Origin of the sequence: Chitinophaga eiseniae (assembly GCF_012641265.1) — a bacterium.
Lineage (GTDB): Bacteria > Bacteroidota > Bacteroidia > Chitinophagales > Chitinophagaceae > Chitinophaga > Chitinophaga eiseniae_A.
This window is the reverse complement of sequence record NZ_JABAHZ010000001.1, coordinates 385,502-402,469: the sequence shown is the minus strand read 5'-3', so window position 1 is coordinate 402,469 and position 16,968 is coordinate 385,502. Positions and strand designations below refer to the sequence as shown.

Sequence of the window (16,968 nt, the reverse complement as noted above, 5' to 3'; positions counted from 1 at the left end):
AAATCAACCATCGGATGAAAAAAAATATACTATCCATCGTATCACCGCTGCTGCTCTTAACGCAAGCCCTGGCGGCGCAGGATAAACACCTTACCGACACCACGCGGCAGCTGGGCGAAATACAGATTGTGGGCTCCCGTAGCGCCAACCGCACCCGGCTTAACTCGCCCGTACCGGTAGACATTATTGATATTAAATCGTTGCAGGAAGCGGCGCCACAAACCAGCATCACTCAACTGCTCCAATATATTTCGCCCTCGTTTCACTCGGTGAATGGCAGCAATGCCGGCGATGCCGGGTCGGCGCTGAGCCTTGCGCAACTGAAAGGCCTGGGCGTAGACCAGCTACTGGTATTGGTAAATGGTAAACGCCGTCATAAAAGCTCCAATGTTAACTGGGGCGGCCTGGGCAACGGCGCTACCGGGTACGACCTCAACTCCATCCCTACCGGTGCTATCGAACGTATTGAAATATTGCGGGATGGCGCCGCGGCACAATATGGCTCCGATGCCATTGCAGGAGTAATCAATATCGTATTGAAGAAACAGGCCTCTAATGTGCTGGTGAGCAGCACCGGCAGCGTGCGGCGCCGCGGCGATGGCGCTACTACCCGTTCCAACCTCAACTACGGCGTTAAGATAGGCAACCGCGGCGGCTTCCTCAATGCCACCGCCGAATTTGCTACCCAGGCCATTGCGCTGCCTCCCGGCCGCGATGACGCTGGTTTGTACAACGGTCCTATTTACGGCGGCGGCGCCAACACCCGCGGCTACGACAACATCTACACAAAAGATATGGATGACGCCATACTGAAAAGCCGCGGCATCGACCGGCACTACTTCGACCAACGCGGCGGCGGATCCAACAAAGCGAAAGACGCCCTGCTGTTTTTTAATACAGCCATTCCCGTTAGCGACCATGCCGAAGTATACGCCTTCGGAGGTATCAGTCACCGCAACTCCCAGTTTACTGCCGTATACCGGCTCCCGGGCTGGACAGAGCGCAACAACACTACGCTCTATCCTGATGGATTTCTGCCGGCGATGGACAACAGCATTACCGACAAGTCCATTGCCATAGGCCTGAAAACACACACGCACAACTGGAATATAGATCTCTCCAATGTATACGGGAAAAATGATTTCGGCAACGTGATCAGCAACTCCCTCAATGCCAGTATGGGCGTTAAAAGCCCTACTACCTTCGATGCGGGGAAATACAATGCTTCCCAAAACACCGCCAGCCTGGATATCAGCCGCTATTTCAATACCGTATTACAAGGCCTCAATGTAGCCGTAGGCGGGCAATACCGCACAGAAACCTACCAGATCATTGCCGGCGAAGAAGCATCGTACAGTAAAGCGGACCTCCGCCCGGTATATGATATAGATACCAGCGTTAACAGCGTTCCTTACCTGACCGACGGAGGGCTGATTGCACTGAACGGGTTGTCGCCCGGATCACAGATCCATGCTGGCTTCCGGCCTTCCAATGAAGTGAATGTGAGTCGCGCTATCGTAGCGGGATATATAGACCTGGAGCTGAACCTTACCCGGCAATGGCTGCTATCCGGTGCGCTGCGGGCGGAGAACTTCTCCGACTTTGGCAACGTTACCACCGGCAAAATAGCCACCCGCTATAGCTTCGCTCCCTGGCTCAGCATCCGCGGATCGGCCAACAGCGGCTTCCGGGCGCCCGACCTGGCCCAGTTTTACTACACCGAAACGTCTACCAGCTTTCAGCAGGGACGCGCCGTAGACCAGGTGACGGCCTCCAATAAAAATGCCGCCACCCGTGCCCTCGGCATTCCTTCGCTCACCCCGGAAAGATCTACCGGCTATACGGCGGGCATTACCTCACAGCCTATTCCCAATATAGAACTCAGCATAGACGGCTATGCTATTGATATCAAAAACCGGGTAGGTAATACCGGTAATTTCTCCGCCACAGACACCAACCTGCCGGCAGATGTGCGCGCACTGTTGCTGCAAACCGGTACCACCCAGGCTAAATTCTTTTACAACGCGTTCAGCACCCGCACCCGGGGGATTGAATTTACCGGCAGCTACAAAATACCGTTTCAGCGAAACAACCTGCAACTCCTGGCTGGCGGCAACTTTGTAAAGAACGAGGTAACGTCTGTAAATACGCCCAAAGGATTGGAACAGTACAAGTATGTCATCTTCAGTGAAGCTGAAAAAGCGAGGGTGACCACCAATATTCCGCAAACCAAAATAACGTTACAGGCGATACTGAATACGCCCCGGTTTACTTTCCTGTTGCGTACGTTGTACTTCGGTTCCGTGACCACCGCCAGTGCACAGAATGCCAATTTCCCCCGCCCGGATTACTACTTCCAGGAACTCAAACCTATCTGGGTAACGGACGTATCGGCCGGCTACCGGCTTAGCAAGGCGATCCAGGTAACGGTGGGCGTCAACAATGTATTCAATGTGTTGGGCGACTATACCGCTGCCGCCATATCCGGCTTACGCAACCCCGGCATTGTTGGCATACAGAACGGTAGCGCAGGCATACAGCCCTTTGCCCGCCTGTATGCGAAGTTCTAATGTATAAAAATAAGTATCATGAAAAATTATCTACGTCTGGCCGGCGCCCTCTCTTTACTCAGTTTGAGCGCCTGCAAAAAAACGGATTATCTCGATGTCAATGCCGGCGATCGTCTTCCCCTGTCGGCTAATATACGCTTTGTGAATGCCCGGCAACAAAGCGCCGGCATCCAGTTCTGGACCTTTACTACTAAAATTACTACCGACGCCCTGCTGCCGGGCGCCGCTTCTCCCTATTTGCCGACTACCTATGGCAATGTGCAAATAAATTTTACCGAAGGTAACAGCGCCACTTACAAAGCCTCCCGACAGTTTGGCAACAGCGCCAGCTACAGCGCTACGGGCGGTCCTAACGGTCCTGTTGCCGGATACTACCATACTGTGTTTGCCGCGCCTGCCAGTAGCAATGCCACAAAAGACACCCTGATTCTCTTTTATGACGATTTATCCGCACCTCCGGCCGGTAAGGCCAAACTCCGCCTGGTGCACCTGGCATACGGCGTGGCGCCCATTAATGTTACCCTGCAGCAAGGCAGCAACAGCAGTACGCTTTATACCGCTATCCCCTATGGAAGCGCCGGCGGCAGCAACTTGCAGGGCGCTGCGTACGACAGCGCGCCGTTTACTAACGTAAATGCGGGTACGGTTTCACTCGTATTGCGCACCGGAGAAGGAGCTGCACCACTGGCAGTAAGTCAGCAGGCGCTGACCAATATTACCCTGGATGCAGGCGTTATTTACACCTTGTTCATATGGAGCGATAACAAAGGAACTATTTATGCTTCCAACATAAAAGCCAGGGCTAACTAATAGTTTTTCTCGCTGAAGCGTAAGGTTTCTCGCGAAGGCGCAAAGCAGCAAAGAATTTAAGAAAAGGATAGAAGCGAATTTTTAAGCCCGCAAAGTGGGGAGATAATGTAGTATAGAATTACATTACATTATCTCCCCACTTTGCGGGCTTAAAAATTCGCTTCAGTCTCCGCTTCTTTGCTGCTTTGCGTCTTCGCGAGAAACCTTATCAATTAGAATCTGTATCCGCCTCCCAGGGTGATCCATCTGCCAGGCATCGGCACTGCAGCCGCTTCAATGTAAGTAACGTCCAACAGGTTGTTGGCATCCACATACACCTGGTAACGGGAACGCTTATACGCTACACGGGCATCAATAACCGTATAGTCCTTGTAGTTGATACGCATATTATAACGCGCGGCGGCGGAGATATTGAAATACTGGCACACGGTGGTTTGTACATTGGCGCTGAACTGGTGACGAAGGCTTTCAATGACATACCGTGATATTTTAGTAGAGAGTGCCTCGCCTTGGAAAGAAGGCGAAAGGTAGTTATAACCAGCGTTGATGCCCAGACTGTTGAATACGCCATGGGCCTGCAATGTAGTGTTATAGCCGGCATTTAACCGGAATCCTTTCATATCCGCCCGCTGGAAGTTCTGCGGCTGCCAGTTGAGGATAGCCGGATTGCTCACGCCTGCAGTATCTTTTACATAGTCGATGAAGTTACTAACCTGGCGGTAAAATGCGGAAGCGCCATAAGAGAACTTGCCGGTAAACTTACGCAGCCCAAGCTCTGCATATTTGGCTTTTTCCGGTCCCAGGTTTTCGTTACCGATAATACCTTTCCCTTTGTAATAAAGATCAGTATAAGTAGGCAGTCGCTGGGCAGTACCCGCATTAGCATAAAGCTTCAGTGTTGGCGTTACATTAAATCCAACATCTGCGCCCGGGAAAAACTGCCAGCCATAGAAGGAATTATAGTTCAGGTATCCCCCGATGGTAAACGTAAAACGGCGGTCGGCAATGGATTTATATTCTCCAAACAGCCCCAGGTTGGTTCTGTCGTGGTTACCGAGACTTGTACTCTTAATATGTTCATAGCGTCCTTCCACCCCGGCTCCGAAGGTACCTATATGGGTGTTGAAAGTATTATTCAGCTCTGCGTCTACCACATGGGTATTATGGAGATTGCGGTACTGGTCGGGCTTAATGTAGACATAATCGTCTTTCGTATACCGGTAGCTGACGCGGGGCGTCATCACCCAGTTGGGATTGATCCGGGAAGTGTTGCTAACGGCGGCCAGCACGGTTTTTACCGTTTCCTTGGAGTTGAGGTCGCCCGGAGCAGCATAGAAAGCGTTAGCGCCGTAATCGTTGCTCACAAATCCCGCCATGACGTTGTATTTGTGGAGGGAGTCATTCTCAAACGCCGCCTGGTAAAAGGCCCGGTAGTTATCGAAATCGGTGTTATAGCGGTACCCATTGCCCTGGTTACGGCTAAAGGACAACGACTGGCTATTGCCTTTCTTTACCAGGGCGCCGTTGGCGCCGTATCCTACAGCCCCATACAAATTATTTTTCTCGTTCTTTTTAAAGCTGCTGCCCAGGCTCGCGTTTATCCCTATACCGCTTTCTGTGGCTTTGCGTGTCACGATATTGATGGCGCCATTCAGTGCGTTGATGCCATAAATACGGGCAGCGGCGCCTTTCAACACCTCGATATGATCTACATCGTTTAAAGATACCGGGAGGTTCATCACATTGTGTCCGGTTTGCGGGTCGGTAATTTTCACCCCATTGATCAGGATCAGGGTCTGGTCAAAAGTGCCACCATCAATGCCTATATCGGCCTGGATTCCGGCCGGACCGCGCTGTCTTACATCGAGTCCCGGTACATAGGTCAGCACTTCCGTGATGGAAGTAACCGGCATGGCCTCAATTTGCTTACGGGTAATAATGGTAATATTCCGGTTGATCGCCTTTACTGGCGCTGCCAGCCTGTTTTCCTGGACAATCACCTCATCGAGGTGGTAAGCAGGCAGGGAAGAATCTGTCCGTTGCTGTGCCGTGGTGCTGCCACAGAGGCCCAGGAACAGGGACAGCAGTAATTTGTTATTCGGTATTGCTACGCGCATTTGTTGAAATCGTTGCTAAAAGAGCGCAAAAGTACGCATTTAATCATTGTTTCCAAGGTAGATGCACACTATGCTGAAAACACCCGGTAACAGGACCTTACCCCGGAAAGCAACTTACTGCAGCGCATATACGTTGCCATCGGTACTGCCGAAATACAGGGTACCGGCTTCCAGCCAGGGGGTAGACAGGATGCTGCCCATGTCGAGAAAATCGTGGTACATCCTGATATAATCGCCTTTGTAGCGTTCCATCAGATCCGGTAGCAACTTTTTGGTAGCGGGGTCGTAAAAACGGTGCGCTTCCGCCTTACTGGCCGCCGTTTGAAACAGGGCAACACTTTCCCCGGTTTCCAGGTTTATTTTATGCACTTTACCATCCAGGCAGCCCATGTAACCATAGTGGGCGGAAGTGGTAATGCTGCCAAATACATTCAGGCCCACGGGGCTATTCCATTGAAGGCGACCGCTACTGGCATTAAAAGCCAATGCGCGGTGTGTGTCGGAGGTAGATACCAGCAGGCGTTTACCCGCCAGGCTGGGAACGCTGGTCCAGCTACCGCCTTCATGGAATACCCATAGTCCTTTGCCCGTGCGTAGATGCAGGGCATATACGTTATAATCGCGGGAGCAGAAATATACGCTGCTGTCGGCTACCACAGCATGAAATTGTACTTCTCCCAACGGGAAATATCTTTCTCCCATGGTATCAAATTTCCATCGCAGGGAACCGTTGCTGTTGAGCGCATAAAACCAGCCATCGAAGCTGCCGGCCAGGATAATATCTTCGGCAATGGTGGGCGCGGCATGTACGGCGCCACCCGTGCGGAACTTCCAGCGTAGCTTCCCGTTGCGGGCATCCAACGCGTAGATATGACCATCGGTACTGCCTACATATATTACACCTTTATGCAAGGCGGCGGATGACAGGTAGTAGTCCCACGGATCAGTGGCATGTTCACCATTTGTTTTAAACGTCCATAACCGCCGTCCCTTCAACTTATCCAGGGCGTAAAAATACCCGTCGCCGCTCATAAAGAATACAGCGTTGCTGTCGCAGGCCACCGTAGCGGTGAGCGGGCCATTGGTCCGGTATTTCCACAAGGGCGCTCCGTTACTTTTATCGATCGCATACAGGCAGGAATCGGCTGAGCCGATAAACAATATATGGCCGCTTACGACCGGGGAGCCTACTACGGCGCCGCCGGTTTTAAACTGCCATTTTACTGCAGGTTGATCGGGAAGATCAGCAGCAGTGGTGTTGTTGGTCCGGCTGACCGAACCGCCCAGCTGCTGCGCGTGTAGAGATAGCGAAAGGAGTATTGGCAGGGCCAGAAAACAAAACAGCGATTTCATAAGTAGGATTTAATAGTACGTTCAAGATACATTTTCTCTATTCAAAAAAACTGTAATTTTGATATACTATGAAAACCGATAACACCAGGAAAGCAAAAATTATCAAATGGATAAAAAGAGTGGGCTTCTGGGGCTTTCTTTTTTTCCTGCTGAAAGGGCTACTATGGCTTGCTTTGGGCTACTGGGTATTTAAATAGATCCAGCTGCTTATAGGTTGGCGAATGACCCCTGTTCTACGATTTTCCCGATCACATTTTTCAAGCAGTTATTTGCTGCGCGGTAAGCGCTGCCTCCCATACTGATTCTTTTGACGCCCGCTCCCTGTAAGGCATCGAAAGACGGTAACCCCTGCATAGATAATACATTTACCGGCAACGTAGTGGCGGCAGTTACCTCGCGTATTTCGGTCAGGTTGTATATGAAGGGGACAAAGATACCGTCGGCGCCCGCGTTTTCAATGGCTTTCATCCGCAACAACGTTTCCTGCAACCGGTTGGGCACATTCAGTAAATAGGTATCTGTCCGGGCATTGATAAACAGGTCGATATTTTTCCGGGAAAGCTCGTTCCGGATAAACTCCAGTCTGCGGCAAAATACGTCCAGTGGCTCCAACACACGGCTATCACCGACTACTGAGTCTTCCAGGTTAATACCCACTACGCCGATATCATGCAGCCGTTCGAGATGCTTCACCACCTGCACCTGGTCGGCACTGTAGCCCCGTTCTATGTCGGCCGACAATGGCACACGCACGTGGCGGGATATTTTCTCTATGACAAAAAATAACTCATCGAAGGATATCTGTTCCCCGTCTTCATATCCCAGCGTATCCGCAATCGCAGAGCTCGAGGTTCCAATGGCTGTAATACCGCTGTCCTGTAAAACACGGGCGCTGGATACATTCCAGGCATTACCGAGTAACAGCGGGGCGTCCTGCTTGTGCAGCGACTTAAATAATGCATACTGATTCATGATATGGAAATTATAGATTCATCAAATGCTGAACTGGCCTTTCATCACGGTAATGGCTTCCCCCTTCAACAGCACCCGGTCGCCCCGGAGTGTTACTTTCAGCTCGCCGCCCCGCTTCGAAGCCTGCCAGGCAAGGAATTCATTCTTATGCAGCCGCTCAGCCCAATAAGGTGCCAGGCAGCAATGGGCCGATCCGGTGACAGGGTCTTCATCCACCCCTATAGGTCCGGCAAAATAGCGGGAAATAAAATCATAGGGAGCTTCCACATCCGCCTTGCCGGTAATGATGCAGCGGTAGGGCCGCAAGATGGTGGCATCCGGCACAAAGGCCGCTACGGCCTCTCCAGAGGGCAATTCTATAATATAACGGTCAATACTATACGTTACCTGCACCACCTCTTTAAACAAAGGTTTTAAGGCATCAGGCAAGGTAGCCGGCTCGTGGCTCGCGGCAGGGAAATCAAGCACAATCCATCCGTCTTCCTGGTATGCCGTGAGCGTACCACTCAACGTATAAAACGAAATCGGCGCTCCAGCCGGCACCAGTCCATTTTCCCAGAGCGTATGTGCGCTGGCCAGCGTGGCATGCCCGCAGAGCCGGATTTCCACCAGCGGAGAAAACCAGCGTAGCCGGTAGCCCGCTCCTTCCGGCAACAGGAAAGCGGTTTCCGACAGGTTATTTTCTGCGGCAATAGCCATTAGCAACGTATCGTCCGGCATGGTTTCCAGCAGGCAGACACCGGCGGGATTTCCTTTGAAAGGCACACGGGTGAAAGCATCCACCTGGAAATAAGGTATGTTCATATTCTTCTGTAAATGTGAGGTACAAAAGTGCAATTAATTATGGTACAAAAACAGGTACAATTCTGTCAATTTAGACCATATCAGATGGAGCCGCGGGAAATAAAAAGGCACCATATCACGGTAGATATGATGCCCCTGGAAATGATTCGTTACTATTGTTTTTTAGGAGGAAGCGCAAAAGCTACGGCTTCATGCTCAAAATGTCCTTTATGCGAACCATCGCAGAAAGGCTTGTTGGCAGAGCGTCCGCAGCGGCAGATGCTCACCACTTCGCGACCTCCCAGGTCATACGCATTGCCGTCTTTATCTACAATCTGAAAATCTCCCTCTACTTTCAGGGAGCCGTTGTTGTTAACCGTAATCTTGGTAGCCATAAATATTTTCCTTATTTAGCCGGCAAAAATAGGAAAAACTATTTTCCTTCTACTACAGAAAGTATATTACCTGCAGGATCGGCAAACCAGGCCACTGTAGGCCCTTCCCCTTCAGCACGATGAATCCCTTTGGCATCGGTGGCGATGGGACCGGTATACTGTAAAAATTTTATCCCCTTCGCCGACAACTTATCTACTACCTCTTCTACATTACTTACCTGGAAGTTGAGGATCGTAAAGGTAGCCGGCACATGATTCGGTTTAGCATACACCAGGATCGGCGTACCTCCTGCCAATTTGAGGGTGAACATATGTTCATCCAGCCCTTCTGTTTCCAGTCCCAGCTGCTCCTGATAAAACGCCCTGGCTTTTTCCAGGTCGTTCACAGAAAAACCGCTGAATGCTTTTGTGCTACTGAACATAATACAAGATTTTACTGGTGAAGTAATGACCCGAAATTACAGCAATTATTTTATTAGTCAGGCATACTAACAACATTCATCAATGGCTTACGCCGCTATGGCAGGAACGCTTTTACCGCTTCTCCCAGATCGTATACGGCAACTTTATCCTGCAGGGCAGCAGCAACAATACTGCTGGCCGCCGCACTCCGGTAGCCGCCGGCACAATGCACTACAATAGGTTTATCGACAGGGATGTCAGCAATACGTTCCCGTAGCTGATCCAGCGGCAGCACCAGGGCATTGCTGAAAACGGGGAAAGTAGCTGCCTCACCAGCCATCCGTACATCCACGATGGTATATTGATCGGGGTGTGCGGTAAAATCCGCCAGCGGCGCCCGTTCCAGTATTACTGTTCCCTTGTTATACACGATGGCAGCTTTGATATTTACCTCGTATCCGATCTTAGCCGCTTTGCGGATCACCTGTTGTAACTGTTCTGCGCCGGCTGCCAGCAGGTAATAGGATTCTCCGGGCGCTACGATGCTGCCCAGCCAGGTTTCAAATTTTCCGCCGTCCTGCAGGTTGAGCGCCAGCGGGGCATGCCCCTGTTTAAATTCCGCCTCGGGACGGGTATCGATGATCAATACGCCGGGTTCAAAAACCGGTTCCCCGAATGTGATCACCGGCACCTTATTTAGTTGCGACTGCAATGCCGGCGCCCCACTCCTGTTCAGCGTTACGTCATACGGGAAATATTTTGGAATGAAAGGCTGTTGTGACAACAGCTCTTTTACAAATTCCGTTTCGGTATAATCTCCCAGGCTCCAGTTGCTCACCTTTTCGGCCGCAATGGTGCTGCTATCGGCATCGCTGAGCGATTTACCGCAGAGCGTACCTGCGCCATGCGCCGGGTATACCAGCACATCGTCTGCCAGCACCATTAATTTTTCCCGGAGAGAATGATACATCTGCTTTGCCAGTTGCTCTCTGCCAGCCGTAATGTTGCCGGCATTTTCGCGTAGATCGGGGCGACCACAGTCACCGATAAATAAAGTATCTCCCGTAAAAACAGCACTGTCCTGCCCCTTATAGGCCAATACGATGCTGATGCTGTCTGGCGAGTGACCGGGCGTATTCAGCGCCCGGAGGGTGATATCTCCCAACGAGATTTCGTCTCCTTCATCAAAACCGGTATACGGGTATGCCGCGCCTACCAGGCGGGAACAATAAATGGCCGCGCCGGTAGTTTCCTGCAACTCCAGGTGACTGCTCACAAAATCAGCATGAGGATGCGTTTCAATCACCCCCACAATCGTCGCCTGTTGCTGAGCCGCGTAATCGAGGTAGGGCGTTATATCCCTGGCCGGATCTATCAATACGATTTCACTTGTCTGATCACTGTAAATAGCATAAGAATAGTGCGCCAGTCCTTTATCTTCAAATTGTTGAATATCCATGTCTATACAATTTAATGAGGTAATTTTTCCCGAAACTTTCCATATACCCAGGTACCTGCGATAGCGCTCAGCAAGGTGATAACGATCACCGTAGCACCGGTACCAATCTGTGCGAACAATGGGCCCGGGCAAGCGCCCGTGATAGCCCAGCCCAAGCCAAATATAAGTCCCCCGTAGATCTGTCCCCGGTTAAACTTTTTAGGCTGAAAGGTAACGGTTTCTCCCTGGATGGTTTTGATGTTAAACTTCTTTATCAGCCATACCGACAACATGCCTACCAGCACAGCGCTACCAATTACGCCGTACATGTGGAACGACTGCAGCCGGAACATTTCCTGGATGCGGAACCAGCTGATCACTTCCGCTTTTACGAATATGACACCGAATACCAGGCCGGCCAATAAATATTTTAACTGACTTAACGATTTATACATAAAACGGTTCATTAGAAATTAAAGTGCAAGTATCCAGGGCAGGAAAACATTGGCCATCACAAATCCACCTATCATAAAGCAAATAGTGGCTACCAGGGAAGGCCATTGCAGGGTAGACAACCCCATGATGGCATGCCCGCTGGTACAGCCGCCGGCATAGCGGGTCCCAAAACCCACCAGGAATCCGCCACCCACCATCATCAGGAGGCCCCGCGCGGTGAACAGCGCCTGCCAGTTAAACAATTCTGCAGGCACCAGGGATTGGTAATTGGTAATCCCATACCCGGCCAGTTCTTTCGCCAGTGCAGGGTGTACGGTCATTGCCGCCGGGTTGGACAACCACGCTCCTGCAATAAGGCCCCCTAACAGGATCCCCGCTACGAAAAGCAGATTCCAGCTTTCGCTTTTCCAGTTGTACTGGAAGAAAGGGATTTTCGCGGGTACACAAGCCGCACAGATATGCCTGAGCGAGGCGCTGATACCAAAAGATTTGTTGCCGATTAATAATAATACCGGTACCGTAAGTCCGATTAACGGTCCCGCCACATACCAGGGCCAGGGCTGTTTTACAAAGTTGAGTATGTCCATTGCTATTGTGTATTTGCTCCTACAAAGTTGCGAAGTTCCTTTTAGTTAGTTGGTGACTTTGGTTACAGAGTGTCTTTATTTCAGCACTGTTTCCAACAAGATCACATAAACGCCCATGGCCAGTACAAACCACCCAAAGGCAGTTTTCAGCTGATGACTGCCTATCCGGGTGGCCAGCTTCCCTCCGAGAATAATACCCGCTACTGCTATAGCCGTAATAACCAGTAGCAAAGACCAATGAATGTCTGCTAATGCCGTATCACCCATAAAACCGATGCCCGTGCTCAGGGTCATAATCAGTAAAGAGGTGCCTACGGCTTTTTTCATAGGCAGCCCGGCGAGTAATATCAGCGCGGGGATGATGAGGAATCCGCCACCGGCGCCCAGTAGTCCCGTTACCAGGCCTATACCAATACCATACCCGGCCAATGCTGCTTGCTGACCGCCAGTCATTGGCGCAGCGGGTGTTTCAACCGCTGGTTGACGTCCGCGGATCATGAACAGGGAGGCTGCCAGCATTAATGCGGCAAAAAGCAACATGGTAGCCAGTTCCCTCGTAACAGGAACATCATTAATATAAAATAAATTTAAAGGGAGTGCGGGAATGAGCAGGCGACGGGTAATGAACACGGTGGCAATCGCCGGAATTCCCAATAACAGGGCCACCCGTACATCCACCTGTTTACGTTTGAAACTGCCTGCCGCACCAATCAGGCTGGTGGCGCCTACAATAAACAGGGAATAACTGGTGGCCAGGCCCGGCGGGATACCAAAGAGATATACCAACACCGGTAACGTAAGAATAGATCCTCCTCCTCCAATTAAACCGAGCGAAATGCCAATGAAGGCAGCCGCTATATAACCTATCGTTTCCATACCGCAATATTACGGTGGGCGTCTGCCAAAGTTGGTGACTTTGGTTACACAGTCAACACGGCAATATAATTCCGGTATAGTTTTACCATGCCTTTCTGTTCCATTTTCTTCAGCAGGCGGGAAATTACTTCCCGGGAGGAGTTAAGGTCGCTGGCAATTTCCTGGTGGGTTAACTTCAACTCACGGGTTTGCAGCTGCCTGGATTGCTCGCGGATATAGTTGAGCAGCCGCTCATCCATACTTTTAAAAACGGTGCTGTCCAGTACCATCAGTAACTCTTCGAAACGCCGGCGGTAAGATTCTATCACAAACTGGTACCAGCTCTTATAATCTTTCATCAGGGCTTCCATATGTTGTACCGGTATCATCAGCACTACCGCATCCTCTATTGCTTTGGCCATTACCTCGCTGGATTTACCGGAGGCGATACAAACCATGGAAATAGCACAGGCATCGCCCGGCTCCAGGTAATACATAAAGAATTCACCCGCATCCTCTCCTTCCCGGTATAACTTGATACGACCTTCGAGCACCAGCATGGTGTATTTGATATACTGTCCCTGCTTCATGAGCACCGTGCCGGCGGCTACTTCTTTCAACAGGCCTACGGCCGACAGGTGTTCCTGCAAATGTGTGTCCAGCATAGGAAAGTGCCGGGTAAGATAACGGAGAATCGCTGCTTTCTGATCCATATGGCCTGTAAGTTACAAATATACTGGGTCATTGAACTTTTGCGCGAACAGCTTGTTTGAGAAAGTATTTAACCCACAAATAGGTCTTATGAAACCCAACAAACAACTTTCTCTACTCTTTTTATTGCTGTTAACCCTCATTCACGGCGAGTAAACCATTTAAATTCCTTGGATTAAATAACTAGCGCTACGCCCTTGTTATAAGCCCTCGCCTATCCGGCGGAGGCCTGTTTTTACCCATTCAGATTTATCCCTATCTTTGCCACCCAGTACCAGCTTTATTGTTACATAAACTCAATTTCTGAATGAAACCAATGGTTAACCGGTTTGTCATGGCCCTGGCGCTTAGCAGCGCTATGTCAGCAGTATTTGGTCAAAGTAAAGACGTCGCAGACAATGCGTTAACCCAGCTGACCGAAGGAAATTTTAAACAGGCAAAAACACTGGCTACAGCGGCCATGAATGCAAATCCTTACAGCAGCCTGGCATATGCCATTCACGGCCGGGCGCTGGCCGCCGAAAACGACCTGGCAGGTGCGCAAACCGACCTGGAAAAAGCGATCAAAATGAGTCCCAACAACGGTGTGTTCTATGCCTTTGAAGGCGCCAACCTGAAGAATCAGCACCAGGATGCAGCAGCCGGCAAAGCGTATGACAAAGCACTAAAATTGCTGACCGCTCCAGCATCGGCCCTGGAATATTATGCCCGTGGCTGCATATATGAAGCGCAAAAGAAAGAAGAAGCTGCCCTGGCCGACTATACGAAAGCGCTGGAACTCAATTCCCGCTTTGCCCTGTGCTATACAAAACGGGGCCGTATCTACGAAAACCGGAAACAGGCAGATGCTGCCCTCACCGAATATGGCAAGGCCATTGGCATCAACCCGGCTTACGCAAGTCCCTATTTTCTGCGGGGAAATATCTACTACGGGCAACAACAATACGACGCCGCTATCGCCGACTTTTCCAAGGCGGTGGAACTGGATCCGAAAGACGTAGATGCCTTGTTTAACCGCGGGGTGATGTATAAGAAAAAAGGCAACTACGACCAGGCACTGGCAGATTATGCCAAAGTACTTACCCTAACGCCCAATGACGCCTCAGTATACGGCAACCGCGGAAATGTATACCTGATGCAGGACAAAGCCAGCCTCGCTTTCAGCGATTATACCCAGGCTATTAAGCTCGATCCCAACAAAGCACCGTACCGCGTGAGCAGAGGCAATATCTACCAACGCTGGGAGCAGGTGGATTCCGCCTTCAACGAGTATAACCGCGCCATCGCGCTGGACCCTCAATATGCCGATGCCTACCTGGAACGGGGGAATATTTACCTGAATAAACAACAATACGACCCTGCCCTGGCAGACTTCAATAAAGTGATCGCGATCGATCCCCACTCCTCCAACGGCTATTTGAACCGGGGCGTGGTACATCACGACAGGCAACAATATGCGGAGGCTATCGACGACTATACCAAAGCCATTGAAGCCGATCCGAAAAACATGCTGGCCTACCTGAACCGCGCCGATGCCTATGAAGCAACGGGCAATAACAAGCTGGCCAATGCAGATCGTAAGAAATACGCCGACCTCGGAGGTAAGTTATCGGCTACAGCAGCCAATACACGAAAGGAAATATACCCCCCAGGCACCTTCGACCCCAAACTGGCCGAAGCAGCGCTGGGAAGGGGTTTATCAAAGATCGTAGGACGTGCCTGCACGAAAAAAGACGGGCTGATATTCAGCGCTGCCGGGGTAAAAGTGGTGCTGCTTCCCGTAACACCCTACCTGGAAGAGTGGTACGAATTACGTGAAAAGAAAGAAGGTAAAAATACTAGTGTATTCATGTCGAAAGAAGCCAACCAATACGCCATTACCGCTATCAGCGGCAGCGATGGCCGCTTTGCCTTCGAAGGCCTGAAACCCGGCAAATATTTTATACAGCTGGTTCACAGCTTTAACCAACGGAAAACCGCCAGGATATACACCGGTTCCGACTCCTGGCAAAATGGCCCTGTAAGGGAGATCACCAATTACTACTATGACCAGGACTACCTCGTAGCCCGCTCCCAGCGGTTAGAGAAATTTGTAGAGATAAAAGAAGATGGAGAAACGAAAAAAATTACACTGGCGAATGGGTTGATTAAAACATGTGATTTTTAAGAAGCTGAAAGCGGAAAGCAAAAAGCTATTGTGGAGAATGATTAAAGCGAATTTTAAATACTCGCTAAGTTCTACTCCACAATAGCTTTTTGCTTTCCGCTTTATGCCTTCTGCTTTTCTAAAATAAACGTCACAATGACTATTCATCAAAGAATATGTAATACCCCATCTGTCAGCTGGTACCTGACATCTGTTGTTTTAGAGAGGTTATCCATAAATTCCATCAGCCCGTCCTTCTTCACCAGTACGCCGGTAATGCTGACATTTTCTGCACCAGGCGTATTAAATACTACGTTGGTATCAAAGAGGCGTTTGATCACGGCCGCAATTTCTTTCAGGGAACTGTTTTTGAAATAATATTTTCCTTCCATCCAGGAGAGGGTGTTCCGGGGATTGAACTCACCGACCTGAAATCCTTTACCGGAGGGGATATTCAGGATGGCCTCATAACCGGGAGTTAGCTGCACCGTTTCCCTGCTGGCCGTATTTTGCAACGACACCTTGCCACTGGCCAATGAAATTTTAGGATGCGTATTCGTATAGGTGTTTACGTTAAATGTTGTGCCCAGCACATTAACGGATACCTGCCCGGTATGCACAATAAAAGGCCGGTTCGATTCTTTCTTCACCGTAAAATAAGCTTCCCCGCTCACAAACACTTCCCTGCTGCGGCTATTGAATGCCACGGGAAAACGGATTTCAGACATGGCATTTAACCATACTTCGGTACTGTCTGACAAGGTGAGTTTATAGTCCCTCCCGGCGGGCACCTGCAACCGGTTCATCGCCGTGCTGGTGTCGCTGGCCCTCGCCTCGTATTGCATGCCCTGGGCCGACAGATGCATCTGTGCGGCGCCTACATGTAATAGGGACGCCTGGGTGGTATCAGAAAGGTCGATGGTTTCACCACTGGCCAGTTGCAACATAATACGGGGCTCCACAGCGGGTGGGTTATTTTTGGCCTCCGGCATGGCGGAACGATCCGGGTAGAAAAGATAGCCCAACACGCTGCCTGATAGCAATATTAAAGTTACGGCGGCGGCACGGTATAGCCACTGGCGGCGGATAGGTCGCACCGGCGTTTGCTGAAACAGGTGCCTGCGCGCTTCCCACAACTGTGCTTCATCCAGGTTATCCAGGTATTGCCGGGCATCCGGATGATGCAGCTGCTGTTCCAGACCGTGAAAACGGCTGGCCACCACGGGGTATTTTTCCATTAATTGCAGGAGCAGGTGGTCATCTTCCGGGGTAATATCTCCGGACAATTTCTCCAGCATTAACTGCTCTATATATTCCTGGTCGGGTATCATTGGTTTGAAAAGCTTGAAAGATAAATGGGTAACGGTGATAAA

16 protein-coding genes are annotated in these 16,968 nt (G+C 50.5%); 4 read left to right on the top strand and 12 right to left on the bottom strand.

Features of this window, described 5'->3' with window-relative positions; all coding sequences use genetic code 11:
* Positions 1-14: 14 nt before the first annotated feature.
* Both HGH91_RS01520 and HGH91_RS01515 read left to right on the top strand, forming a co-directional pair.
* Positions 15-2,570 carry a TonB-dependent receptor plug domain-containing protein gene (locus tag HGH91_RS01520; RefSeq protein WP_168736692.1) on the top strand — a complete coding sequence of 852 codons (2,556 nt, stop codon included), beginning with the start codon at positions 15-17 and terminating at the stop codon, positions 2,568-2,570.
* 18 nt (positions 2,571-2,588) lie between these two features.
* Positions 2,589-3,380: a DUF4397 domain-containing protein gene (locus tag HGH91_RS01515; protein ID WP_168736691.1), complete on the top strand. Its 792-nt coding sequence runs from the start codon at positions 2,589-2,591 to the stop codon at positions 3,378-3,380.
* A 212-nt stretch (positions 3,381-3,592) separates the two neighbouring features.
* Here the strand turns inward: HGH91_RS01515 and HGH91_RS01510 are convergent, their stop codons facing one another.
* Together HGH91_RS01510 and HGH91_RS01505 are read right to left on the bottom strand one after the other, a co-directional pair.
* Positions 3,593-5,497 (bottom strand): TonB-dependent receptor plug domain-containing protein, encoded by a 1,905-nt coding sequence (locus HGH91_RS01510; protein WP_168736690.1) that lies wholly within the window; start codon positions 5,495-5,497, stop codon positions 3,593-3,595.
* Positions 5,498-5,611: 114 nt separating this feature from the next.
* On the bottom strand, positions 5,612-6,850 hold the full coding sequence (locus tag HGH91_RS01505) for a PQQ-binding-like beta-propeller repeat protein (protein WP_168736689.1): 1,239 nt from the start codon (positions 6,848-6,850) through the stop codon (positions 5,612-5,614).
* Between the two features lie 68 nt (positions 6,851-6,918).
* Here HGH91_RS01505 and HGH91_RS01500 point away from each other — a divergent pair, with 68 nt between their 5' ends.
* Positions 6,919-7,047, top strand: coding sequence for an alanyl-tRNA synthetase (locus tag HGH91_RS01500; protein WP_168736688.1), 129 nt, complete (start codon positions 6,919-6,921; stop codon positions 7,045-7,047).
* Positions 7,048-7,057: 10 nt separating this feature from the next.
* Here HGH91_RS01500 and HGH91_RS01495 read toward each other — a convergent pair whose 3' ends face one another.
* The 9 genes from HGH91_RS01495 to HGH91_RS01455 all read right to left on the bottom strand — a co-directional run bounded on the left by HGH91_RS01495 (position 7,058) and on the right by HGH91_RS01455 (position 13,451).
* The gene (locus HGH91_RS01495; RefSeq protein WP_168736687.1) at positions 7,058-7,822 is read right to left on the bottom strand and encodes an isocitrate lyase/phosphoenolpyruvate mutase family protein; all 765 of its coding nucleotides are present in this window, start codon (positions 7,820-7,822) and stop codon (positions 7,058-7,060) included.
* A 21-nt stretch (positions 7,823-7,843) separates the two neighbouring features.
* Positions 7,844-8,626 (bottom strand): PhzF family phenazine biosynthesis protein, encoded by a 783-nt coding sequence (locus HGH91_RS01490; RefSeq protein ID WP_168736686.1) that lies wholly within the window; start codon positions 8,624-8,626, stop codon positions 7,844-7,846.
* 152 nt (positions 8,627-8,778) lie between these two features.
* On the bottom strand, positions 8,779-9,000 hold the full coding sequence (locus HGH91_RS01485) for a CDGSH iron-sulfur domain-containing protein (protein ID WP_145673430.1): 222 nt from the start codon (positions 8,998-9,000) through the stop codon (positions 8,779-8,781).
* Positions 9,001-9,038: 38 nt separating this feature from the next.
* Positions 9,039-9,422 carry a VOC family protein gene (locus HGH91_RS01480; RefSeq protein ID WP_168736685.1) on the bottom strand — a complete coding sequence of 128 codons (384 nt, stop codon included), beginning with the start codon at positions 9,420-9,422 and terminating at the stop codon, positions 9,039-9,041.
* Between the two features lie 95 nt (positions 9,423-9,517).
* Complete coding sequence (locus HGH91_RS01475; RefSeq protein ID WP_168736684.1) at positions 9,518-10,861, bottom strand: MBL fold metallo-hydrolase; 1,344 nt, start codon at positions 10,859-10,861, stop codon at positions 9,518-9,520.
* Positions 10,862-10,872: 11 nt separating this feature from the next.
* Positions 10,873-11,295 carry a DUF6691 family protein gene (locus tag HGH91_RS01470; protein WP_247651631.1) on the bottom strand — a complete coding sequence of 141 codons (423 nt, stop codon included), beginning with the start codon at positions 11,293-11,295 and terminating at the stop codon, positions 10,873-10,875.
* Positions 11,296-11,313: 18 nt separating this feature from the next.
* The gene (locus HGH91_RS01465; RefSeq protein ID WP_211092166.1) at positions 11,314-11,883 is read right to left on the bottom strand and encodes a YeeE/YedE family protein; all 570 of its coding nucleotides are present in this window, start codon (positions 11,881-11,883) and stop codon (positions 11,314-11,316) included.
* 75 nt (positions 11,884-11,958) lie between these two features.
* Positions 11,959-12,759 (bottom strand): sulfite exporter TauE/SafE family protein, encoded by an 801-nt coding sequence (locus HGH91_RS01460; protein ID WP_168736682.1) that lies wholly within the window; start codon positions 12,757-12,759, stop codon positions 11,959-11,961.
* 44 nt (positions 12,760-12,803) lie between these two features.
* Positions 12,804-13,451 carry a Crp/Fnr family transcriptional regulator gene (locus HGH91_RS01455; protein WP_168736681.1) on the bottom strand — a complete coding sequence of 216 codons (648 nt, stop codon included), beginning with the start codon at positions 13,449-13,451 and terminating at the stop codon, positions 12,804-12,806.
* Positions 13,452-13,756: 305 nt separating this feature from the next.
* Between HGH91_RS01455 and HGH91_RS01450 the strand changes: the two genes are divergently transcribed.
* Positions 13,757-15,616, top strand: a complete 1,860-nt coding sequence (locus HGH91_RS01450; RefSeq protein ID WP_168736680.1) for a tetratricopeptide repeat protein — start codon at positions 13,757-13,759, stop codon at positions 15,614-15,616.
* A gap of 146 nt (positions 15,617-15,762) precedes the next feature.
* On the opposite strand, the gene HGH91_RS01445 is transcribed toward HGH91_RS01450, so the two are convergent.
* Positions 15,763-16,926: a FecR family protein gene (locus tag HGH91_RS01445; protein WP_168736679.1), complete on the bottom strand. Its 1,164-nt coding sequence runs from the start codon at positions 16,924-16,926 to the stop codon at positions 15,763-15,765.
* Positions 16,927-16,968: the final 42 nt, after the last annotated feature.

Bases quoted from the DNA above. Each gene is read 5' to 3' on its own strand.
- HGH91_RS01485 (WP_145673430.1), bottom strand. From the start codon at position 9,000: ATGGCTACCAAGATTACGGTTAACAACAACGGCTCCCTGAAAGTAGAG.
- HGH91_RS01450 (WP_168736680.1), top strand. From the start codon at position 13,757: ATGAAACCAATGGTTAACCGGTTTGTCATGGCCCTGGCGCTTAGCAGC.
- HGH91_RS01455 (WP_168736681.1), bottom strand. From the start codon at position 13,451: ATGGATCAGAAAGCAGCGATTCTCCGTTATCTTACCCGGCACTTTCCT.
- HGH91_RS01460 (WP_168736682.1), bottom strand. From the start codon at position 12,759: ATGGAAACGATAGGTTATATAGCGGCTGCCTTCATTGGCATTTCGCTC.
- HGH91_RS01470 (WP_247651631.1), bottom strand. From the start codon at position 11,295: ATGTATAAATCGTTAAGTCAGTTAAAATATTTATTGGCCGGCCTGGTA.
- HGH91_RS01515 (WP_168736691.1), top strand. From the start codon at position 2,589: ATGAAAAATTATCTACGTCTGGCCGGCGCCCTCTCTTTACTCAGTTTG.
- HGH91_RS01480 (WP_168736685.1), bottom strand. From the start codon at position 9,422: ATGTTCAGTAGCACAAAAGCATTCAGCGGTTTTTCTGTGAACGACCTG.
- HGH91_RS01510 (WP_168736690.1), bottom strand. From the start codon at position 5,497: ATGCGCGTAGCAATACCGAATAACAAATTACTGCTGTCCCTGTTCCTG.
- HGH91_RS01465 (WP_211092166.1), bottom strand. From the start codon at position 11,883: ATGGACATACTCAACTTTGTAAAACAGCCCTGGCCCTGGTATGTGGCG.
- HGH91_RS01495 (WP_168736687.1), bottom strand. From the start codon at position 7,822: ATGAATCAGTATGCATTATTTAAGTCGCTGCACAAGCAGGACGCCCCG.
- HGH91_RS01520 (WP_168736692.1), top strand. From the start codon at position 15: ATGAAAAAAAATATACTATCCATCGTATCACCGCTGCTGCTCTTAACG.
- HGH91_RS01490 (WP_168736686.1), bottom strand. From the start codon at position 8,626: ATGAACATACCTTATTTCCAGGTGGATGCTTTCACCCGTGTGCCTTTC.
- HGH91_RS01475 (WP_168736684.1), bottom strand. From the start codon at position 10,861: ATGGATATTCAACAATTTGAAGATAAAGGACTGGCGCACTATTCTTAT.
- HGH91_RS01505 (WP_168736689.1), bottom strand. From the start codon at position 6,850: ATGAAATCGCTGTTTTGTTTTCTGGCCCTGCCAATACTCCTTTCGCTA.
- HGH91_RS01445 (WP_168736679.1), bottom strand. From the start codon at position 16,926: ATGATACCCGACCAGGAATATATAGAGCAGTTAATGCTGGAGAAATTG.
- HGH91_RS01500 (WP_168736688.1), top strand. From the start codon at position 6,919: ATGAAAACCGATAACACCAGGAAAGCAAAAATTATCAAATGGATAAAA.